Raw genomic sequence first — 21176 nt, forward strand, 5'->3', positions numbered from 1 at the left:
AAACCCGCCGGACCCGTTAGGCTGACCTCCGCCTGGAGAGCTGCCCGAGCGGCCTAAGGGAACAGTCTTGAAAACTGTCGCATGGTGACCCCATGCCGTGGGTTCGAATCCCACGCTCTCCGCTGGTAGGAGAACCACCTGCTCAGGGCGGGTGCCGAGACCACTCGGCACCCGCCCTCGGTGTTTCCCGGGGGACGTTCCGGCGGCCGGGGTTGACCCTGACACCGTGGGAGGGGGTGGAGTGGGAGCACCATGTTGACCATCGGAGACTTCGCCAGCCACGGTCGGGTGACGGTGCGGATGCTGCGCCACTACGACGCGATCGGGCTGCTCAGACCCGCCCGGGTGGACCCGGTCACCGGGTACCGCTCCTACGAGGCGGGCCAACTCGCCCGGCTGAACCGGGTGATCGCGCTCAAGGAGCTCGGCTTCACGCTGCAGCAGGTGCGGGCCGTCCTGGACGAGCAGCCGGACGCCGCCGAACTGCGCGGGATGCTGCGGCTGCGGCGGGCCCAACTCGCCGAGGCGATCGCGGCGGACGAGCAGCGGCTGGCCCGGGTGGAGGCGAGGCTCCGGACGATCGAGAGCGAGGGGAACATGTCCCAGCACGATGTCGTGGTGAAGTCCGTGCCGTCCGTCCGGGTGGCCCAACTGACCGGTGTGGCCGCGAGTTACCAGCCCGAGGACATCACCCCGGTGATCGGCCCGCTGTTCGAGGAGCTGTGCCGTCGGCTCGCCGGGGCCGGGATCGAGGAGGCCGGCCCGTCCGTCGCCCGCTACGAGGACGCGCCGGAGGGCGACGGCTCGGTGCTCATCCGGGTCGCCGTCCAGATCTCGCCCTCGGTGCCGGCCGACCGGGACGACTTCGAGGTGCTCGACCTGCCGCGGATCGAGGAAGCGGCGACGATCGTCCACCGCGGCTCGATGGACGCGGCGGTGGGCAGCTTCCAGGCGCTGGCCCGCTTCATCGAACAGAACGGCTACCGCTCGGCCGGCTACGCCCGCGAGCGCTACCTGGAGACCCCCGACGACGTGTCCGACTGGGTCGTCGAGCTCCAGGAACCGGTGGTCCGCCGGTAACCGGCGTTTGCCCTCGACCTGGTCGAGGGTCCTAGCGTCGCCCGGCATGACCACCACCGCGCTGCCCCGGCCGTGCCTGCCCCGGCCGTACCTGCTCTGGCTGGCCGGCGCCCAGGCCGGACTGCTGGGTGACGCCGCGTTGAACTTCGCCCTCGGCTGGGCCGCCTCCGGGTACGGCGGCGGCGCGGCCGGGCTGGTGCTGACGGCGATCACCGTGTCGCGCACCGCGCTGGTCCTGCTGGGCGGCGCTGTGGCGGACCGGTTCGGCGCCCGCCGGGTGATGCTCGCCGGGGACGCGGTGATGCTGGCCGCGACCGTCGCACTGGCGCTCGCGGTGGCCGGCGACCGGGGCGTGCCGCTGTGGCTGCTGGTCGCGGCGGCCGCCGTGATCGGGACGGTCGACGCGTTCTACCTCCCGGCGAGCGGCTCGATGCCGCGCCGGCTGGTGCCCGCCGACCGGCTGCCCCGGGCGCTCGCGCTGCGGCAGGCCGGCGGGCAGAGCGCGGTGCTGCTCGGGGCGCCGCTGGGCGGACTGCTGGTCGCGGTGGGCGGGCTCGCGGGCGCGGCGGCGGCGGACGCGGTGAGCTTCGGGGCGGTCCTGTTGGTGCTGCTGCGGGTCCGGCCGGCGCAGGACCGGTCCGGCTCCGCGCTCCCCGCCCGCGCGGGGCTGCTGGGGGAGGCGGCGGCCGGTGTCCGGCTCGCCCTCGGTGATCCGCTGCTGCGGGCCGCGCTGCTGCTCACCGGCGCCGCCGCCGGGGCGCTCCTGCCGGTGGTGTCGCTGCTCGGGCCGCTGCTGGCCCGGGCGCACGGCTGGGCGGCGGGGACGGCCGGGCTGGTGACCGGTGGCCAGGCGGCCGGGGTGCTCGCGGTGGCGGCGCTGGTCGCCTGGCGCGGCGGGCTGCCCCGGGCGGGCGTCGGGGCGGCGGCCGGACTCTGTACGGCCTCGGTGGGCGTCGCGCTGCTGGCACTGTCCGCGGGCCCGGCGGGGGCGGTGACCGGCAGCACGGTGACAGGCATCGGCTCGGGGCTGTTCGCCTGCCACCTCGGCCCGCTGGTGCTCGGCGGCGCTCCCGCGTCCCATCTGTCCCGGGTCCAGGCACTGTTGACGCTGGTGCAGAGCCTCGCGCTGGTGCTGTCCACCGGCCTGCTCGGCGCCTTGGCGGATGCGACGGGCGCCGCCCTGCCCACCCTCCTCTGCGCCCTCGCCACCGCCACCGCCGGCCTGGCGGCCCTCGCCATCCCGGCCCTGCGGCGCGCCTGACCGGGGTGCGGTTGCCGTGGTGCTCAGCGCTCCCTGTCCTGCCGCACGGCGCCGGGCGTGTCCGTCGGCTCCCGGCCCCCGTCCTGCGGCGTCGTCCGCCCGGGTCCGAGGCTCACTTTGCCCGGCCCGGTGGGGTGCCGTTTCCTCCCCCCGTCTTGCCGCGGCGCCCGGCCCGCCCGGGCCCGGTCGTCTCCTGCCGCCCCCCGTCCTGCGGTGTCGGCCCCGGTCCGAGGCTCACTTGCCCGGCCCCAGCCCGCCGGGCAGAGTGCGGAGGTGGAGGCGGTGAGTGGAGGCGGCGATGAGTGACCTGACGGAGCGGCTGGCGCGAGGTCTCCCGGCGGAGGCGGTGGTGGTGGATCCGGACGTGACCGCCGTCTACAGCCATGACATGGCGGGCTTCTGTGCCGCGGGTGCGCCCGCCGTGGTGGTCTTCCCGGAGACGGTCGAGCAGGTGCAGCACGTGCTGCGCACCGCCACCGAGCTGCGGGTGCCGGTGGTGCCGCAGGGGGCCCGGACGGGGCTGTCCGGGGCGGCGAACGCCGTCGACGGGTGCATCGTGCTGTCGCTGGTCAAGCTGAACCGGATCCTGGAGATCGATCCGGTGAACCGCCTCGCGGTCGTCGAGCCGGGTGTGGTGAACGCCGAACTGTCGCGTGCCGTGGAGGAGTTCGGGCTGTGCTACCCGCCGGACCCGTCCAGCTGGGAGTCCTGCACGATCGGCGGCAACATCGGTACCGGCGCGGGCGGCCTCTGCTGTGTGAAGTACGGCGTCACCAGCGAGTACGTGCTCGGGCTGGACGTGGTGCTGGCGGACGGGCGGCTGCTGTCCACCGGGCGCCGGACGGCGAAGGGGGTGGCCGGGTACGACCTGACCCGGCTGCTGGTCGGTTCGGAGGGGACGCTCGGCGTGGTGGTCCGGGCGGTGCTGTCGCTGCGGCCCGCGCCGGCTCCGCAGCTGGCGCTGGCGGCGGAGTTCCCGAGCGCGGACACGGCCGGTGCGGCGGTCTGCGCGGTGATGGCGGGCGGGCTGGCCCCGTCGCTGATGGAGTTGATGGACTCGGTCTCCGTCCGGGCGGTCAACGAGCTGGGGCGGATGGGGCTGCCGGAGTCGACCCGGGCGCTGCTGTTGGTGGCCTTCGACGGGCCGGAGCGGGAGGCCGGGTTGGCGCGGGTCGCGGAGCTGTGCCGGGAGGCGGGGGCGACCGAGGTGGTGCCGGCCGAGGACCAGGCGGAGTCGGACCTGCTGCTGGCGGCCCGCCGGCTGGCGCTGCCCGCGATGGACCGGCTGGGGACCACGATGATCGACGACGTGGCGGTGCCGCGTTCCCGGCTGGCCGAGATGCTGAACGGCGTCGCGGAGATCGCGGAGCGGCACGCGTTGACCATCGGCGTGGTCAGCCACGCCGGCGACGGCAACACCCACCCGATCGTGATCTTCGACGCCTCGGACCGGGAACAGACGGCCCGTGCCCAGCGCTCCTTCGACGAGATCATGGCGCTCGGGCTGGAGCTGGGCGGCACGATCACCGGGGAGCACGGGGTGGGGCTGCTCAAGCGGGACTGGCTGGCCCGTGAGCTGGGGCCGGTCGCGCTGGACCTGCAGCGACAGTTGAAGGCGGTCTTCGACCCACTGGGAATCCTCAATCCGGGCAAGATGGTCTGATTTTCGGCGTGGGTATATTTCCTGCCCTCGAACCCTTCGCTGCCCGCATTTTCGGTACGACTTTCCGATGGTCTGTGAATGGCTGGAAAAGTCGATAAGGAAGGGTGGTCGAACTTTTCCGGGGCGTGTTCCGTGGTGGCTCGCGCCGGGGTGGTGCGCCCGGCGGTTCGCAGTACATCGAAACGCCGCCTCCCGGCTGCCGCCGAACGGCCACCCTTCGGGCGAATTCCCAGGTCAGTGGCGGTGTGTCGGCGCACTTTCCGCTTCGCTGCCCGTTATTCGCGGCTCCGGTGGATATCACGCAAACGGGCGAAAATCGCTCCGTCGGCTAGCGCTTTGTCGATTTGTTGCGGAAGTCTGTCTTCTGGCGTCGCAGCCCGCAGGTGTTCGTCTGGCCAGCGAACCCCAGCATCCAAACTCGACCAACGCACGAACCAATGCACGATGAACAGCTTCTTGGAGGCTCACATGGCTCGCATCAACACCCGGCGGGCATCCGGGTTCCTGCTCGCCGTCCCGCTGGCGGCAGGTCTGCTGCTGGCGGGTGCCGGGGTCGCCGCCGCCGACAACGGCGCGGCCGCCGGGACCGGTTCCAACGCCGGCGTGGTGTCCGACACCGGGACCGGCAACGTGTTCGGCGGGGTCGACGGCAACTACGTCTCCACCCAGCAGACGGCCACCGGATCCGGTGCCTCGAACCAGAACAACACCCTCGCGGTGAAGGGCAACGCGGGCAACGTCCTGGCCGGCCAGGGCAACAAGAACGTCGACGTCATCTTCTCCCCGAACTTCCGCTGACCGCCTCGGGCACCACCGACGGCGGGGGCGCCGGAGGTGGACGGCCGCGGGTGAGCTGAGCACCCGTGGCGGGCTTCGAAGCGGTCTCCGGGCGGGATTCCCGTCCGGGTGCGGACCGGAGGGATCGGACGAACGCATTGACCGGCCAGCGGAAAGGGTCGCCGCGAAACCGGCCTCGTGGGCGGTGCCGCCATCGGTACCGCCCACGAGTGTGTCCGGCGCCGGTTCGTACGAGCCCCGGCCCGTACGAGCCCGGCCCGTACGGGGCTTCGAACCGTACTGGCCGCACCACCCGTGCGAGCGGCCCGGATCCGCCCACCGAGGGCCCGCGCCCGGGGCCGTCGGTCCACGGCGGTACGGTTGCGCTCCGACAGCGCTCCACGCGCCCGGGCCCGGAACGGACGGCCCGGCCCGGGGCGGCGATCGCGGCAATCGGAAGGAAGGTGCGCGATGGCGGCGGAGGACGAGGGCCTGACCGGCCCGGAGGGGGCCAAGCCCGCACCGGAGCCGCAGGCGGACGCGTGCCCGGCACCGCTCGACGAGCGCCGGCCCGAGCCGAGGTCGGTCCCCGAACTGCTGCTCGGCCGCCCGCCGATGGCCCGTCCGCTGCCCTCCTTCGACCCCGATGCCGCCCCCGCCGAGCCCGGCCCGCTGTTCGTGGACTGGCTCGCCACCGCGCTGGACGCCGGGGTGCTGGACCCGCAGGCCTTCACCCTCTCCACGGTCGACGCCGACGGCATGCCGGACGCCCGGGTGCTGGTGCTGCGCGACGTGGACGCGGCCGGCACCGGGTGGAACTTCTCCGCCGCCGCCGACAGCCCCAAGGGCCGCCAGCTCGCCCACCACCCGGCCGCCGCGCTGACCGTCTACTGGCCGCAGCTGGGCCGCCAGGTGCGGGTCCGCGGCAGTGTCGAGCGGGCCGCCGACCTGGTCGCCGCCGCCGAGTTCGCCACCCGCTCGCCCGCCGCGCGGATCGGCGCGCTGGTCGGGCGGCAAAGCGAGCCGCTGGGCGCGCTGGAGGAGTACGACGAGGCGGTGGCGGTCGCCCGCCGCCGGCTGGAGGCCACCCCGGACGCCGTCGCGCCGGGCCACGCGGTCTACACCCTGTGGGCGCACGAGGTGGAGTTCTGGCAGGGCGACGCCCAGCGCCGGCACGTCCGGCTGCGGTACACCCGCACCGGCCCGGTGCGCGCCCCGGAGTGGTCCCGCACCCTGCTCTGGCCGTAAGCGCCGCGAGCGCCCTCAGTGCCCTCAGCGTCCTCAGCGCCGCGAAGATCGCGAACGCCGCGAACGCCGCGAACGCCGAGAGGGCCCGTCAGTGCCGCCCGGTCAGCGTGGCCCCCACGCTGGCCGCCACCACGCAGCCGATCCCGGCCAGCTGCGCCGCGCCCAGCAGCTGGCCGAGCACCACCAGCCCGACCAGCGCGCTGACCGCCGGCTCCAGGCTGACCAGCACGCTGAACACCCGCTGCGGCATCCGGCGCAGCGCCGTCATCTCCAGTGCGTACGGGACCACCGGCAGCAGCACCGCCACCCCGGCCACCGAGGCGAGCAGCACCAGCGGCGAGGCGCCGGGTGCGGTCAGCCCGTTCCACGCCTCGCCGAACCCGAACGGCGCGAGGACCAGCGCACCGACCGTCATCGACACCGCCAGGCCCTGGAAGCCCTGGAAGGTCGCGCCGACCTTGTCGGTGAACAGGATGTACACCGAGTAGCAGGCGGCCGCGCCGAAGGCGTAGAGCAGGCCGACCGGGTCGAGCGAGCCGCCGCCGTCCCCCTCGCCGAGCAGGGTCAGCAGGACGACGCCGGCCGCCGCGAGCAGCGCCCAGAGCAGGTGGCTGGCGCGCCGGGCGAAGACCAGGGCGACCGCGAGCGGGCCGAGGAACTCGATGGTCGCGGCGGTGCCCATCGGCAGCCGGTCGATCGCCCCGGCGAACAGGAAGGTCATCCCGGCCGAGGCGATGCCGAGCAGCGCGGCCGCGGCGAGGTCGCGCGGGCGCTTGTCGCGCAGCCGGGGCCGGGTGACGGCGAGCAGGATGACCGCGGCGAAGCCCAGCCGCAGGAAGGTGGTGCCGCTGACCCCGAGCGGGCCGAACAGCGGCTTGGACAGGGCGATGCCGGTCTGCACCAGGAACATCGCGACCAGACACAGAAGCGGCGCCGGGATCCTCCCCCAGCCTTCGGCCGGGGGGTCCCCCATCGGGCGCCGCAGGACCTTGCCGAACCGGCCGGTGGATCGGCCGGGGTGCACCCCGGGGGGCGCCGCGGAGCCGGGCTCCCCACCTCGTCGCCAGCTACCCCGCTCGCCGGCCGGCTCGCCCTTGGGGGCGGGCGGCATGGCAAGGGCCTCGGTGACGGCGGCGGCCGAGGTGGGTGCAGCGGTTTCGCTGGTACGGGAAGTGGGCATGCTGGCGAGTTTGCCGTAAGGAGTGATGAATGGGCAAGCTCGTTACGAATATCGGGACGGATGCGGACGGGTGTGCCCGAAAGGGTGGACCCGTGCGGGGCCTGCGGCGTGGCTGACGCGTTCGTCCGATGGTCCGTCAGTATCAAGGCCGGGTGCGCCATCTCCGCCCGGCGGCCCTGCTCGCCGCCTCCCTCGTGCTCCTGCTCGCCATCGACGGGACGGGCGGGAACGCCGAAGCCTCCGCCCCGGCCGCCGCCGTCCTCCCGCGCATCCGTGCCGTCACGCTCCCCGACCGGATCGGTCCGCCCCTGATCCGCGACAACTGGAGCGGTCCCGCCTTCGACGCCTGCGCCGCGCCCGGGCCCGAGACCCTGCGGGCCTGGCGCGCCGCCTCCCCGTACGGGGCGGTCGGCATCTACGTCAGCGGCTCCCAGCGCGGCTGCCCCCAGCCCCGGCTGACCGCGGACTGGGTCCGCCAGGCACGCGCGATGGGCTGGCGCTTCCTGCCGGTGCACGTCGGCCTGCAGGCACCGTGCGCCGACCCGAGCCGCAAGCCCGAGCGGATCGACCCGGCCAAGGCCGCCCAGCAGGGCTGGGACGAGGCCGACGAGGCCGTGCACGCGATGCGCTCGCTCGGCCTCGACAAGGGCAGCCCGGTCTACCTGGACATCGAGGCCTACCCGATGCACGACGCGGCCTGCGGCCAGGCCGTGGTCGACTTCACCCTCGGCTGGACCCAGGCCCTGCACGCGGCGGGCTACCGCTCCGGCTTCTACTCCAGCCTCGACTCCGGCGTCGCCGACCTGAGCGCCGCCGCCCGGGCCGGCAGCTCCCCGCTGCCCGACGCCCTCTGGTACGCCCGCTGGGACGACCATGCCGACACCAACGGCTCCGGCCCGCTCGCCCCCGACCTCTGGCCCTCCCACCAGCGCGTCCACCAGTACCGCGGCAACGTCCAGGAGACCTACGTCGGCGAGACCCTCGCCATCGACCGCAACCACGTCGACGGCCCCACCGCCGGCTGACCGCCCGTCGATAGGGTGGCTGCTCCCACCGAGCACGAGGGGCGGCATGACGAACGGCCAGGAACACCCGGGCGCGACCGGGTACGGCGGCGCACCGCAGCGGAACCCGTACGCGCAGAACCCGTACGCCCAACAGGCCCCGTACGGGCGGCAGAACCCCTACGCCCAGCCGGTCCCGCAGCAGCAGCCGTACTGGGCCCCACAGCCGCCCGGCTCCCAACCGCCGTACCCCGCAGCCCGGTTCGCCGCCCCGCAGCAGCCCGGCGCCCTTCCCGGACCGCTGCCGCGCCGCAACCGCCCGGTCGTGCTGGTCCAGTTCCTCCTGCAGTGGATCTACGCCCCGCTCTGGATCCTCGGCCTGGTGGTCGTCCTCGCGGCCGCGATCTTCTCCGACTACGGCGGGGACGGCCCCAGCTCCGACGGCTGGCTGAGGGTCAACCGCAGCTTCATCCCGCCGCGCCGCCTGCGTGCCGAGCTCTCCGGCCGCCCCGAGGACTGGGAGCGCTACGTCACCCCGGTCCTGGAGCGCCGGATCGCCGCCGCCGAGGCGAGCCACGCGGCCGGTGGCGGCGTGATGCAGCTCGACCTCAGCCGCGAGGTGTCGGCCGAGCTCGCCGTGCGCCTCTACCGGGGCCTCGGCGCGGAGGGCGTGTTCCGGGTCGCCGAGCGGTTCGGCTGGCAGGGGGAGCCGTCCGGCACCACCGCCGAGCGGGTCCGGCTGGTCCGCCGCTTCCCCGCCCCGACCGCGGTGAGCGCCCCCTCCCCGCAGGACCCGCCGGCCGCCCCCGGCACCCCGTGGGGCCCGCAGCCGGGCCGGTTCGGGCCGCTGCTGCCGGTGATCTTCCTGCTCCAGATCGTCTACGTCCCGGTGTACGGCCTGCTCACCTTCTGGGTGGACCGCCCCGAGCCCGACTACTGGGAGCGCTGGGGCGCCCGCTGGACGGTCGGCCCGCGCGCCTTCCGCGCCGAGTTCACCGGCAGCCCGGCCGCCTGGGACCGGCACGTCCGCCGCATCCTCAAGCGCGAGGCCACCCGCGAACTCGGCCGCACCGCCGACAGCTACGGCCGGCTGCTCGCCCCGGACGGCGCCTTCCTGCGCCGCATCCAGCTCCACCGCGCCACGTACCGGGGCGCCGGCGCCCACCAGGCCCTGCGCATCGCCGCCCAGCAGGGCTGGACCCTCGACCCCGCCTTCACCCCGGATCCCGCCAACTCGCTGCGGCTCTGCCGCCCCGACCACCGTTGAGCCGCTCCGTTCCCCAGGGGAGGAAACGGGGCGAATCCGTGACCGGTGCAACGGGGTCGGGGTGCTGACAGCGGGCGGACGGAACGGCACAATCGGGCAGGTCCGCGCGCATTACCGCCCGGTAGGTGTGCCGCAGGAGCCACCAGTGCCGCCAGGTCGAGGAGGACCCGTGTTCAGCACGATGCAGGACGTACCGCTCACCGTCGCCCGGATCCTGGAGCACGGGTCCACGGTCCACGCCCGGTCGACCGTCACCACCTGGGAGGCCACCGGGCCGGTCGTGCGGACCTACGCCGAGGTGGGCGCCCGCGCCGCGCGGCTCGCGCACGCGCTGCGCGACGACCTCGGCGTGACGGGGGACGACCGGGTCGCCACCCTGATGTGGAACAACGACTTCCACCTGGAGGCGTACCTCGCCGTCCCCGCGATGGGGGCCGTGCTGCACACCCTGAACCTGCGGCTGCCCGCCCAACAACTGTCCTTCATCGTCAACCACGCCGCCGACCGCGTGATCATCGTCAACGGCAGCGTGCTGCCGCTGCTCGCCGCGGTACTGCCGGACCTCGCGCCCACGCTGAAGCACGTCGTGGTGGCCGGTCCCGGCGACCGCTCGCTGCTGGCCGACTTCGCGGGCGGCGTGCACGACTACGACGAGCTGATCGCCGACCGGCCCACCGACTTCCCGTGGCAGCGCGACATCGACGAGCGCCAGGCCGCGGTGCTCTGCTACACCTCGGGCACCACCGGCGACCCGAAGGGCGTGCTCTACAGCCACCGTTCGATCTACCTGCACTGCATGCAGGTCAACACCGGTGACAACTTCGCCTTCACCCCGCGCGACACCGCCCTGCCGGTGGTTCCGATGTTCCACGTGAACGCCTGGGGCATCCCGCACGCCGCCTTCATGTCCGGCGCCAACCTGCTCATGCCGGATCGTTTCCTCCAGCCCAAGCCGATGGCCGAGATGATCGCCGCCGTCCGCCCCACCGTCAGCGCCGCCGTCCCGACCATCTGGAGCGGCCTGCTGGACGAGCTGGACGCCGGCGACTACGACACCTCCAGCCTGCGCATGGTGGTCATCGGCGGCAGCGCCTGCCCGCCCTCGCTGATGAAGGCCTACGACGAGCGCCACGGCATCCGGGTGCTGCACGCCTGGGGCATGACCGAGACCTCCCCGCTCGGCTCCTTCGCCCAGCCGCCGGGCGGCCTCACCCCCGAGGAGGAGTGGCCGTACCGGATCACCCAGGGCCTCTTCCCGGCCTCGGTCGAAGCCCGGCTGATCGGCCCGGGCGGCGAGCGGATGCCGCACGACGGCGTCGCCGCCGGCGAGCTGGAGGTGCGCGGCCCGTGGATCGCCGGGGCCTACTACGGCGGCGCCGGGCAGGACCCGGTCCGCCCGGACGACAAGTTCTCCGAGGACGGCTGGCTGCGCACCGGCGACGTGGGCACCATCACCGCGGACGGATACCTGACCCTCACCGACCGGGCCAAGGACGTCATCAAGTCGGGCGGGGAGTGGATCTCCTCCGTCGAGCTGGAGAACGCCCTGATGGGCCACCCCGAGGTGGCCGAGGCCGCCGTGGTCGCGGTCCCGGACGAGAAGTGGGGCGAGCGCCCGCTGGCCACCGTCGTGCTGCGCCCGGGCGCGAGCGCCGGGCTGAGGGAGCTGCGGACCTTCCTGGCCGAGCGGATCGCCTCCTGGCAGCTGCCGGAGCGCTGGGCGATAGTCGAGTCGGTGCCGAAGACCTCGGTCGGCAAGTTCGACAAGAAGGTGATCCGGGCCAGCTACGCGGCCGACGAGCTGGACGTCACCACGCTCGGCAAGGAGTAGGCCGAACAGGAGGACCGGTCCCCGTTCCGCACGGGGGCCGGTCCTTCGGCACGTCCGGGCTGGGCTCAGCCCGCGGCGGCGACGCCCGCCTCGCCCATCGCGCCGATCCGCCCGAGCAGGTCGACGATCCGGGACTGGACGTCCTCGCTGGTCGAGCGCTCGGCGAGGAAGAGCACCGTCTCGCCGGTGCGCAGCCGGGGCAGCTCGCGCGGGTCGAGGTCCACCGAGGTGTAGACCACGAGCGGGGTGCGGTGCAGCCGGTCGTTGGCGCGCAGCCAGTCCAGCAGGCCGACCCGGCGGCGGCGGATCTGGAACAGGTCCATCACCACCAGGTTGGGCTGGACGCTGCTGGCCCGGGCGACCGCGTCGTTCTCGTCCACCGCGTGCTCGACGTGCATGCCGCGCCGCTCCAGGCTGCTGATCATGGCGGCGGCGATGTCCGGGTCGCCCTCGACCAGCAGCACCCGCGGGGCGTGGTGCTCGCCGTCGCGCGGCGCCAGGGCGCGCAGCAGCACGGCCGGGTCGGCGCCGTACGCGGCGTCCCGGGTGGCCTGGCCGAGGCCGGCGGTGACCAGCACCGGGATCCGGCTGTTGAGCGCCGCGGTGCGCAGCGACTGGAGCGCGGTGCGGGTGATCGGGCTGGTCAGCGGGTCGACGAAGAGCGCCGCCGGGAAGCCGGCCACCTGGGCGTCCACCTCCTCGCGGGAGCGGACGATCACCGGGAGGTAGCCGCGTGACTGGAGGGCCTGGCCGGTGGCCGGGTCGGGCTCGGGCCAGACCAGCAGTCGGCGGGTGTTGGCCAGTTCGCCGGACGCGGGCTGCGGCCGCTCGGGGTCGGGGCGGTCGCCACCGGCGGCCGGCAGTTCGGCCATCGGGCGCGGCACGGCCGGTACCGGCGGCTGCGCCGGGAGCGCGGGCACCGGCGGGGCGCCGACCGGGGCGACGACCGGGCGCGGCGGTGCGAGCTCGGCCAGGCCGCTGCCGACCGGGCGTGGGGCGCTCTGCTCCTCGGCTGCGGGCAGCACCGGCCGGGCGGGCTCCAGCGCGCCGCCGGTCTGCGGGGTGGCGGCTCCGGCCGGGGCGTCCGCCGCGGGCCCGGGCGGCACGGAGAGCCGGCGCCGACGGCCGGTCGGTGCGGCGGCGGGCTCGGCCGGAGCGGGTGCCGGACCGGCGGGCAGGGCGTGTTCCAGACCGGGGTACACCGGGGTGTCGCCCACACCGGGCAGCGCGAAGCCGCCCGAGGAGTCCTCGGCGGAGGGCAGGGCGCGGCGCCTGCGCGGTTTGGCCTCGGCGCCGTCCTCGGCGGGGGCGCCGCCCGGCTGGGCGACGGCGTCGGCGTCGGCGGGGGCGGGGGCGGGGCCGAGCGCGAGCGGCTCACGGCCGGCGGGCCGGGGCTGCTGGGGGCGACCGCCCTCGACGGGCACGGCGTAGGCGGGGCCGGAGCGGCCGTCGTCCTTGCCCCACGGGTCGCTCTGCGCCACCTCCGGGGTGGCCAGGCCGCGGCGGCCGTACGCGGGATCGTTCCCGGTGCCGTTCCACTGCTCGGGGACGGCCCGCTCGGCCCGGGCGGGGGCGTTCGGCCACTGGGCGGTCGGAGCGGCCGGGTCGGCCGGGTCGCCCGGGGAGGTGGCGGCCTCGCCGGCCGGGGTCTCGGCGGCGGGCCGGCCGCGGCGCCCGCGGCGCTCGGCCGGGGGCTCCTCGGCGGATGCCCGCTCCGCCTCGGGGGCCTTTCGGGCGGGCTGCTCGGCACCGGCGGCGTCCGGTCCGCCCGGTCCGGACGGGGCGCCGGGGGAGGTCTCCGCGCTCCCCTTGTCCTCGGCGGTGTCGCCGCTGCTCGGCAGCTGCGGGATGCCCGGCAGTTCGGGCAGGACGGCGCTGTCGCTCTCCTTGGGCCGGTCCGAGCGGCCCTCGGCGGCGGCGCGTTCGGCGGCGGCCTTCGCGGCGACCGGGTCCAGCGGCAGCTCGACCACGTACGTGGTCCCGGTCTTGCCGGGCAGCTCGTGCGGCTGGAGCACACCACCGTGGCGCTCGACCACCGCGCGGGCTATCGGCAGGTGGACGGGGCTGCCGCCGACGCCCGGGCCGCGGATCTCGACCCGGGCGACCTCGCCGCGCTGGGCGGCGGCCACGACGACGGTCGGCGGTTCGGCTGGCACGGGCGGGGCGGTCGGGTTGCCCAGCCCGGGCACGGTCAGTCCGGGGACGGCCAGGCCGGGGGAGGGGACGGTGGGCGGGTCCAGCGCGAGGGTGGCGCCGCTGACGTCGGCGACCAGGTGGGCCAGCGCCTGGGCGAGCCGCCGCTCGTCGGCGATCACCTCGACCGCGGCGGCGTGCACCGAGAACCGCACCCGGCCCGGGCCGATCAGCTCGCCGGCCTCCTCGACGGCCCGGCGGACCACCTTGTCCAGGCCGACCGGCACCCGCTGCGCGGCCTGGCGCCCGTCCTTGCCGTCCTTCGCGTCCTTGCCCTCGGCCGGTCCGCTGTCGCCGGCCTCGAAGCGCTGGTGCTCGAGCACCCCGTCGATCAGCTTCCCGAACCGGCGGCACTCGTCGGCGAGCCGGCGCAGGGTCCAGTTGGCCTCCGGCCAGAGTTGCCCGGCGGGGTCGGCGGCGAGCCGGTCCAGCCGCTGGTTCAGGGCGTTCAGCGCGCCGCCGAGCTCGCTCTCCAGGACGGCGGTGAGGTGCTCGTTGCGGGCGATCAGGGCGAGTTCGCGGCTGCGGTCGGTGAAGGTCATCACCGCGCCGACCAGCTGGTCGCCGTCCCGGACCGGGGCCGTGGTGAGGTCGACGGTGACCGGGCGGCCGTCCTTGCGCCACAGCACGGTGCCGCGCACCCGGTGCTTGCGTCCGGAGGTCAGGGTGTCCAGCAGCGCGGACTCCTCCAGCGCCAGCGGGGTGCCGTCGGCCCGGGAGTGCTGGATCAGCGGGTGCAGCTCGCGTCCGCCCAGCTCGCTCGCCCGGTACTCCAGGATGTGCGCGGCGGCCGGGTTGACCAGGACGCAGCGGCCTTCGAGGTCCACGCCGAGCACGCCCTCGGCCGCGGCCCGCAGGATCATCTCGGTCTGCTTGTGCTGGCGGCGCAGCTCGGCCTCGACGCCGAGCCGCCCGGAGAGGTCGCGGACCAGCAGCAGGAGCAGGTCGGAGGCCGAGGAGGCGCGGGGGCCCTCGCGGTAGGGGTCGTACGGGGAGCGCCCGTAGCCGTCGCCGCCGTCGGTGGCGAAGTCGTTGCCGGAGACCTCGACCGGGAAGGTCGTGCCGTCGGTGCGGTGGGCGGTCATCCGGACCGGGCGGTCGAGGGTGTCGCCGGCGCGGGTGGCCGGGCGCATCGAGCCGGGGATCCGGCTGGGGTCGAACTCGGGCAGCAGGCCGAGCACACCCATGCCGACCAGCGAGGTGCCCGGCGCCTGCAGCGCCTGGACCGCCGCGCTGTTGGCGTCCACGACGGTGCCGTTGCTGTTCACCAGCAACAACGCGTCGGGCAGGGCGTCGAGTATGGCGTCGAGGCGAGCAGCGCCTCGGATCGGCCTGCTGCTCACGTCGACAGGTCTCCTCGGCTCAGGGCAGCTCCTCCGGAGTCGGCAGTATCTCATTCTTCTTTGCGGTGGGGACGACCCGCCTAGTAACGTTGGCGGTGGTTGGTGCCGGACCCCAGGGTTGTGGCATCATCGCTGACACACGGAACGGGTCCGCTTCGCGCGGGCGTGATCCATGTGGGGAGGCTTCGCCTAGTCCGGTCTATGGCGCCGCACTGCTAATGCGGTTTCGGGGTTATTCCTGATCGAGGGTTCAAATCCCTCAGCCTCCGCAGCCGGGAGCCCCGTCGACGATCTTGTCGGCGGGGCTCCTCTGCATGTCCGGGGCATGATCACCGGCCGGCCGGGGAGGGGGCGGATCAATCGATTTCGTCCTGCGTCGCAGGTCATGTAATGTTGTCCACGCAACGCCCCGAGGACAACGTTCACAGGGCGAGCGCTCATAGCTCAACGGATAGAGCACTTGACTACGGATCAAGAGGTTGCAGGTTCGAATCCTGCTGAGCGCACCAAACTCCGCAAGATCGGGTTCGCCCGTTCCTTGCGCTCATAGCTCAACGGATAGAGCACTTGACTACGGATCAAGAGGTTGCAGGTTCGAATCCTGCTGAGCGCACCAGCGAGAAGCCCCCGGCCACCGGCCGGGGGCTTCTCCGTTTTCCCCGGGACCGGCCCGCTCGTGACGCGGGTCACCCCGGCTCGGTCCGGTTGATCCACGGCACGTCCCGGTGGTCCGGGAACCAGTCCGAGCCGGTCGGCGGTCGGGGCCGGGCGCAGGTCACCGGCGCGGATGAGTTGCGGCTGTTACGGGTACATCCCGTCCTGCCGCCCGAATCGCCGCCAAACGGGTGGGACGCGGCCAAAAGCGCAGATGTCGCGGTATGACCGGCTCGGGATCGTGATTCCGTTTGTCAGATCTTGTGCCCGTTCTGCCCGCCACCCGGCAGCCGATCGTGAAGGAGAGCCGGATGAGCCGACGGTTTCCCCGCGCAGCTGCCGCCCTGGCCGTCCTCACGGTCGGGGCGCTGACCAGCTGGCACGCCCCGCTCTCGGTCGCCCAGCAGTCCCCGGACTCCTGGTCGGCTCAGCAGCGGGCGGTACTGCCGTCCGGGCTCTCCGTCCAGTTCGACTTCTCGGCCGCGCCCGGTACGGAGGTCAGCGCCGCGGCGGGCCGACTGGCCGACCGTTCCGGAGGAGGGAATCCCCGCACGGTGTACGCGGACGGAATGCAGCCCGGAGACCCGGCCCGGACCTTCGGCGTCACCCCCGACCATCCGCAGCCGGACGGTTCCTGGCGCACCGTCGGAACGCTCCGGCTGGGTTTCTCCCGGCCGGTCCGCAACCCCCGGCTGCACCTCAGCGGGCTGGCCGCGGTGGCCACCGGCAAGTCCGGCACCACCAGCACCGCGGCCCGGCTGACCCTCACCGGCGGCTCGCCCGCCGCCCCCGCCCTGGTCGGGCGCACCGGCTGGCCCGGCTGGAAGGTCGACGGCGACTCCCTCGCCCCCGCCGGGAGCGACGCCTCCTCCGACGGCGTGGCCGGCTCCGCCGCCGAGGGCACCCTGGAGCTCACCGGGACCATCCGCACCGCGGTGTTCCGGGTCGAGCAGCGCTCCACCGCCCGGGCCGGGAGCACCACCGCCCCGCCGGAGCTGCGGCAGGCCTACACCGTCACCGTGGACGAGGACCTCGGCACCGCGCCGCAGGCCTACGGCAACGCCTCGCACGTGGTCTCCGACCTGTTCCTGGGCACCGACGCCACCACCCCGTCCCGCCGCGCCCGGCCCCGGCCCGGCGGCTCACCGGGCGACGGACCGCTGGTCGAGCTCGCCCCCGGCGCGGTGCGGCGCGGCAACCCCTTCGCGAGGCCTGCCGCCAGCCTGCCGCCGCCCAAGCTCCAGCCCGGTCGCGGCGAGTACCAGGGCGCCGACCCGTCGATCGGCTTCCCCGACGAGGCCGCGATCGGCCACTGCTACCGGCTCACCGTCCCGGTCGCGGTGGGCGACCAGCCCGCGACCCTGGCCGGCTGGATCGACTTCGACCACAGCGGCCGGTTCGACCCCGCCGGCCGGGCGCAGACCGAGATCCCGGCCGGCGCCGACACCGCGACCCTGGAGTGGACCGTGCCGCCCGGTGCCGCCTCCGGCGAGACCTGGGCCCGGCTGCGGATCGGCCGCGACACCAGCCAGCTCGTCCCCTCCGGCGGGTTCGCCGACTCGGGGCAGGTCTCCGACCAGCGGATCAGGCTGACCGTCGGTGCCGCGCGGCCCGAGATCGCCGAGCCGGTCGACGGCACCGTGCTGGCCGACACCCGCCCGCGGATCCGCGGCGAGGGCGCCGTCCCGGGCGCCTCGGTGGAGGTCCGGGACGGCGACCGCACGCTCTGCCGGGCGAAGGCCGAGCGCGGCGGCGCCTGGTCCTGCCGCCCCGGCAGCGCGCTCGCGGCCGGACCGCTCGTCCTCACCCCGGTGGAGACCACCAGCGGGGGCATGGTGCTGCGCGGCGAGGCCGCCAAGGTCACCGTGAAGACCGCGCCGCCGGCCGCGCCGGTGCTCACCCTGCCCGCCTACACCAACGACCCGGGGCTGCGGCTCATCGGCACCGGCGAGGCGGGCAGCACCGTCTCGGTCGCCGACCAGTCCACCTCCGCCGACCTGTGCAGCAGCGCCCCCGTCCGGCCGGACGGCGCGTGGTCCTGCCTGCCGGTCGAGAACCTGGCGGACGGCAGCCACCGGCTCACCCCGGTCGCGGTCGACCCGGCGGGCAACCGGAGGGCGGGGCAGCCGGCCGTGCTGGTGGTGGACACCGTGCCGCCGGACAAGCCGGTGCTCACCTCGCCGGCTCCGGGGGAGGTGCTGCGGGTCAGCCGGCCGAAGCTCACCGGGCGGGCCGAACCGGGTGCGAACGTGCTGGTCACGGTGGGTGCGGCGGCAGGTGCGGATTCGGGTGACCGTGCGGTGCTGTGCGGGGCGACGGCGGCGCTGGACGGGAGTTGGAGCTGCACCGCCAACCGGGACCTGGCGGACGGGGAGAAGTGGCTGACCGTCACGGCGACCGACCCGGCCGGGAACGGGACTTCGGCGGATCCGGCGCAGGTGCGGGTGGCCGCTGCGGCGCCCGGCTCGGCGTCCGCTGCAGCGTCTCCGAGCCCGGTGGCGTCGGCCTCGGCGGTGTCGAGTGCCACGGCTTCGTCGACGGCCGGTGCGGCCGTGCCGACTTCCTCGACACCCGCTGCCACGGCGTCCGTTGGGCCGAGTTCGAGTGCGGCTCCGAGTGCGGCTCCGAGTGCGAGCGCCACGGCGGCGGTGGCATCCACGCCGCGACCCGCGGAGCCGACCGCGTCTTCGAGTTCGATCGAAATCCCGGAGATCCGGCCGGTCCCGCCGGGGCCGCTGCCGATCGTCGTCCCGCCGCCGGTGCCGCCGGTGCCGCCGGTGCCGTCCGTGCCCGCGAGCCCTGCCGTTCCGGCCGGCTCGGCCCGTCCGACCTCTCCGCCCGTTCCCGCCGTCTCCGCCCCGCCCTCCCGTGGCGCCGTTCCGTCCCCGGGCTCCGCTTCGGCCACCGGGTCCACCGCCGCCCCCGCCTCGCCCGGCGGCCGTCCGGGCCGGGCGGCCGAGCCGCCGCCGGCCGACACGGTCGAGCCCCGGTCGGCCGACGACCAGGGTGAACCGGGGGCGGGCGGTGCGCAGGCCCGGCCGCTGCCGGCACCCCCGGTCCAGGGGTCGGCGGCCGGGCGGCCCAGGGAGGCCCGCTGGCGCGGTCTGCTCGCCGGAGCGTTGCTGGTGCTCGCCGGAGTCGGGCTGATCACCCGCCGGGTGTTCACCCGTGGATACGGTGCCCGACGGCGCTGACCTGCGCCGAACTATCCAGATCAGCCGTCCATGTGCCTGCGCGTCAGGTCACTTCGGATGATTCGTCAGGAAATGTCGACACACCTCATCTTAAATGTCGCATTTGATGACGTATGAACTTAGCCTGACTCTGGCACTGCCCGTCAGATCCGGGCCGCCCGTTGCGCGACACACCAGACCCAGAGGATCCGTGCATGGACGTCACCCGCGACTCTTCGCAGCGACCCGACAATCTGCCCAAGTCGTTCCCACTCGCCTTGCCGGAACGTTCCGCCTCCGGCGCCAGCCCGCTGGCCAGGGTCTCGACCGTCGAGGTCGCCGAGCCGGTCGGCCCGGCTGGCGGCGGCCCGGCGACCGCCCCGCTGGCCGTCGTCCCCAGCCCCTCCCCCGCCGACCCCGCCGACCTGCGGGACCCGCTGGAGACGGCCGCCCCGGAGAAGGCCGCCCCGGAGACCGTCGAGCTCCCCGAGGTCGGCCGCGCCGGGGCCGCCGCCACCACCTCGCGCCGCCCCCCGCGGGCGGACCAGGCGCTGCGCGAGCACACCGCCACCGCCGTGCCCGGCTGGATCGCCGTGCTGGTGGTGTTGCTCGGCCTGGTCGGCGTGGTGTACGTGCTGCTGCTCACCGGCGTCCTCCCGCACTGGGACGCGCTGCCCGAACTGCGTGGCGCCGCCGCCCGGGAGAGCGGCCGGGCCGAGGTGGACGCCCCGGCGATCGCCGCGGTCAGCACGGCCGGCCTGCTGGTGGTGTTCGCGCTGGCCGGTCTGCTGGCCAACGCGGGCGGCGAGACCCGGGTGCTGACCCGCTGGGGCCGCTACCGGGGCACGGTGCGCAAGTCCGGACTGGTCTGGGTCAACCCGCTGCTGCGGCGCCGCCGGGTCGACGTCCGGCTGCGGCACTGGCGCAGCGAGCCGGCCAAGGCGGTCGACCGCACCGGCACCCCGATCGTCGTCCGGCTGCTGGTCGTCTGGCGGGTCAAGGACACCGCGCGGGCGCTGCTGGCGATCGAGGACCACGAGAGCTACCTGCGCGAGCAGGTCCAGGCGGTGCTCACCCGCACCGCGTCCACCCTGCCGTGCGACAGCAACGCGGCGCCCGGCCCCGCGCTGCGCGACGGGCAGTGGTTCGCCGACGAGATGACCCGGGCGCTGGCCGCCGAAGTCGCCCCGGCCGGTCTGGAGGTCTACTCGGTGCAGCCGCTGGCGCTGGACTACGCGCCCGAGGTGGCCGAGTCGATGCGCCGCCGCCGGCTGGCCGACCTGGACGCGGGCCTGCGGACCGTGCTGGTCGACGACGCGGTCGAGGCGGCGGCGCTGGCCGTCCGCCGGCTGGAGCGCGCGACCGCGCACGAACTGAACGAGGCCGCCCGCAGCGCGCTGATGGAGCAACTGCTGGTCGCCTTCGTCGCCCCGGCCGGAGTGGCCGCCTCGGTACCGCCCCCGGCCGCCCGTGCCGGGCGGAAGGAAGGACGACCCGCATGAGGATAGCCACCGGCGCGTACGCCGAACCCGACACCGGTCTCGATGCCGACTCCGGCTTGATCGGCTTCGAGGAACGCCTCGGCAGCATCCCCGCGATCACGGGCTGCGGCTGCCCGAACTGCGCCGCCCGGCCGCGCACCGCCCGGGCCGTCGTGGCGGGTGGGGGGAGCCGAATACACCGGGTCGTTCGAAGCACCTGCCTGGCCACCACCGTGCTGGCGGGCGCCGGCGTGGCCGGCCTGACGGCCGGGGCCGGCTCCGCGCACGCCGCGGCCGGCAAGCAGGGCTGGGACGGGTCGAGGTACTGGTTCAAGAACGGCGCCGGTGAGTGGCGCTGGACCGGCCACTACGAGGTCTACGCCGGCCGCACCGGCCAGTCCGGCGGCTCCGGCGCTTCCACCGGTTCCGGTGGCAAGGCCGTCTCCAACGGCTCGGCCTCCTCCTGGGACCTGCGCCAGGGCTGGGACGGGTCGAGGTACTGGTTCAAGAACAGCAGCGGCGAGTGGCGCTGGACCAGCCACTACGACGTCTACGCCAGCCGCACCGGTCAGTCCGGCGGTGGTTCGGACCGGGCCGCCGACCGGCCGGCCACCGGTTCGGTCCCGGGCGCCACCGCGTCCTCCGGGAGCATCGAGGCGGCCATGGACTACGCGCTCGCCCAGCTGGGCAAGCCGTACGTCTGGGGCGGCAACGGCCCGTCCGGCTACGACTGCTCCGGGCTGGTCCAGCAGGCCTACCGGCGCAGCGGGATCAGTCTGCCGCGGGTGGCCGACGACCAGTACGCGGCGACCACGCCGATCGGCGCGGGGCAGCTGCGCCGCGGTGACCTGGTGTTCTGGTCGGACAGCGGCCGGGCCTCGGGGATCCACCACGTGGGGATCTACCTGGGCGGCGGCAAGTTCGTGGAGGCGCCGCGGCCGGGCAGGACCGTTCGGATATCGACGCTCGACCCGGGCTACTACCCGACCCACTTCGGTCGGCCGTAGTCCGCAGCTCACAC

At 74.9% G+C, this 21176-nt stretch carries 13 protein-coding genes and 4 tRNA genes; 15 read left to right on the forward strand and 2 right to left on the reverse strand.

Annotated elements, in window-relative coordinates; translation table 11 throughout:
- The first annotated feature begins 34 nt into the window (after positions 1 to 34).
- The 6 genes from O1G21_RS20430 (at position 35) to O1G21_RS20455 (ending at position 6029) form a co-directional block, all read left to right on the forward strand.
- A tRNA-Ser gene (locus O1G21_RS20430) sits at positions 35 to 122 on the forward strand.
- Positions 123 to 252: 130 nt separating this feature from the next.
- On the forward strand, positions 253 to 1080 hold the full coding sequence (locus O1G21_RS20435) for a MerR family transcriptional regulator (protein WP_270145863.1): 828 nt from the start codon (positions 253 to 255) through the stop codon (positions 1078 to 1080).
- 46 nt (positions 1081 to 1126) lie between these two features.
- Positions 1127 to 2341 (forward strand): MFS transporter, encoded by a 1215-nt coding sequence (locus O1G21_RS20440; protein ID WP_270145864.1) that lies wholly within the window; start codon positions 1127 to 1129, stop codon positions 2339 to 2341.
- 298 nt (positions 2342 to 2639) lie between these two features.
- The gene (locus tag O1G21_RS20445) at positions 2640 to 4004 is read left to right on the forward strand and encodes an FAD-binding oxidoreductase (RefSeq protein ID WP_270145866.1); all 1365 of its coding nucleotides are present in this window, start codon (positions 2640 to 2642) and stop codon (positions 4002 to 4004) included.
- A 468-nt stretch (positions 4005 to 4472) separates the two neighbouring features.
- Complete coding sequence (locus tag O1G21_RS20450; RefSeq protein ID WP_270145868.1) at positions 4473 to 4802, forward strand: hypothetical protein; 330 nt, start codon at positions 4473 to 4475, stop codon at positions 4800 to 4802.
- Between the two features lie 450 nt (positions 4803 to 5252).
- Complete coding sequence (locus O1G21_RS20455) at positions 5253 to 6029, forward strand: pyridoxine/pyridoxamine 5'-phosphate oxidase (protein ID WP_270145870.1); 777 nt, start codon at positions 5253 to 5255, stop codon at positions 6027 to 6029.
- Between the two features lie 88 nt (positions 6030 to 6117).
- On the opposite strand, the gene O1G21_RS20460 is transcribed toward O1G21_RS20455, so the two are convergent.
- A complete protein-coding gene (locus tag O1G21_RS20460) occupies positions 6118 to 7209 on the reverse strand; it encodes an EamA family transporter (RefSeq protein ID WP_270145872.1) in 1092 nt (363 codons plus the stop codon).
- Between the two features lie 152 nt (positions 7210 to 7361).
- Between O1G21_RS20460 and O1G21_RS20465 the strand changes: the two genes are divergently transcribed.
- From O1G21_RS20465 to O1G21_RS20475, 3 genes are all read left to right on the forward strand, one after another.
- On the forward strand, positions 7362 to 8234 hold the full coding sequence (locus O1G21_RS20465; RefSeq protein WP_270145873.1) for a DUF1906 domain-containing protein: 873 nt from the start codon (positions 7362 to 7364) through the stop codon (positions 8232 to 8234).
- 46 nt (positions 8235 to 8280) lie between these two features.
- Positions 8281 to 9480 carry a hypothetical protein gene (locus O1G21_RS20470; protein ID WP_270145874.1) on the forward strand — a complete coding sequence of 400 codons (1200 nt, stop codon included), beginning with the start codon at positions 8281 to 8283 and terminating at the stop codon, positions 9478 to 9480.
- A 169-nt stretch (positions 9481 to 9649) separates the two neighbouring features.
- Positions 9650 to 11311: a long-chain fatty acid--CoA ligase gene (locus O1G21_RS20475; protein WP_270145875.1), complete on the forward strand. Its 1662-nt coding sequence runs from the start codon at positions 9650 to 9652 to the stop codon at positions 11309 to 11311.
- Positions 11312 to 11376: 65 nt separating this feature from the next.
- Here the strand turns inward: O1G21_RS20475 and O1G21_RS20480 are convergent, their stop codons facing one another.
- Positions 11377 to 14847, reverse strand: a complete 3471-nt coding sequence (locus O1G21_RS20480; RefSeq protein WP_270145876.1) for a hybrid sensor histidine kinase/response regulator — start codon at positions 14845 to 14847, stop codon at positions 11377 to 11379.
- Between the two features lie 178 nt (positions 14848 to 15025).
- Here O1G21_RS20480 and O1G21_RS20485 point away from each other — a divergent pair.
- From O1G21_RS20485 to O1G21_RS20510, 6 genes are all read left to right on the forward strand, one after another.
- Positions 15026 to 15116, forward strand: a tRNA-Ser gene (locus O1G21_RS20485).
- 164 nt (positions 15117 to 15280) lie between these two features.
- A tRNA-Arg gene (locus O1G21_RS20490) sits at positions 15281 to 15356 on the forward strand.
- A 31-nt stretch (positions 15357 to 15387) separates the two neighbouring features.
- Positions 15388 to 15463, forward strand: a tRNA-Arg gene (locus tag O1G21_RS20495).
- Between the two features lie 349 nt (positions 15464 to 15812).
- Positions 15813 to 18695 (forward strand): Ig-like domain-containing protein, encoded by a 2883-nt coding sequence (locus tag O1G21_RS20500; protein WP_270145877.1) that lies wholly within the window; start codon positions 15813 to 15815, stop codon positions 18693 to 18695.
- 194 nt (positions 18696 to 18889) lie between these two features.
- Positions 18890 to 20176 carry an SPFH domain-containing protein gene (locus O1G21_RS20505; protein WP_270145879.1) on the forward strand — a complete coding sequence of 429 codons (1287 nt, stop codon included), beginning with the start codon at positions 18890 to 18892 and terminating at the stop codon, positions 20174 to 20176.
- Positions 20173 to 21162, forward strand: a complete 990-nt coding sequence (locus O1G21_RS20510) for a C40 family peptidase (RefSeq protein WP_270145881.1) — start codon at positions 20173 to 20175, stop codon at positions 21160 to 21162. Before O1G21_RS20505 ends, O1G21_RS20510 begins: the two co-directional genes overlap by 4 nt.
- The last annotated feature ends 14 nt before the right edge of the window (positions 21163 to 21176 follow it).

The sequence above is a fragment of the Kitasatospora cathayae genome, assembly GCF_027627435.1.
In the GTDB taxonomy this organism is placed as follows: domain Bacteria; phylum Actinomycetota; class Actinomycetes; order Streptomycetales; family Streptomycetaceae; genus Kitasatospora; species Kitasatospora cathayae.

What these genes read in the sequence shown, in the direction of transcription:
- O1G21_RS20500 (WP_270145877.1), top strand. Translation starts at nt 15,813, where the DNA reads ATGAGCCGACGGTTTCCCCGCGCAGCTGCCGCCCTGGCCGTCCTCACG.
- O1G21_RS20470 (WP_270145874.1), top strand. Translation starts at nt 8,281, where the DNA reads ATGACGAACGGCCAGGAACACCCGGGCGCGACCGGGTACGGCGGCGCA.
- O1G21_RS20505 (WP_270145879.1), top strand. Translation starts at nt 18,890, where the DNA reads ATGGACGTCACCCGCGACTCTTCGCAGCGACCCGACAATCTGCCCAAG.
- O1G21_RS20450 (WP_270145868.1), top strand. Translation starts at nt 4,473, where the DNA reads ATGGCTCGCATCAACACCCGGCGGGCATCCGGGTTCCTGCTCGCCGTC.
- O1G21_RS20445 (WP_270145866.1), top strand. Translation starts at nt 2,640, where the DNA reads ATGAGTGACCTGACGGAGCGGCTGGCGCGAGGTCTCCCGGCGGAGGCG.
- O1G21_RS20510 (WP_270145881.1), top strand. Translation starts at nt 20,173, where the DNA reads ATGAGGATAGCCACCGGCGCGTACGCCGAACCCGACACCGGTCTCGAT.
- O1G21_RS20435 (WP_270145863.1), top strand. Translation starts at nt 253, where the DNA reads ATGTTGACCATCGGAGACTTCGCCAGCCACGGTCGGGTGACGGTGCGG.
- O1G21_RS20460 (WP_270145872.1), bottom strand. Translation starts at nt 7,209, where the DNA reads ATGCCCACTTCCCGTACCAGCGAAACCGCTGCACCCACCTCGGCCGCC.
- O1G21_RS20440 (WP_270145864.1), top strand. Translation starts at nt 1,127, where the DNA reads ATGACCACCACCGCGCTGCCCCGGCCGTGCCTGCCCCGGCCGTACCTG.
- O1G21_RS20455 (WP_270145870.1), top strand. Translation starts at nt 5,253, where the DNA reads ATGGCGGCGGAGGACGAGGGCCTGACCGGCCCGGAGGGGGCCAAGCCC.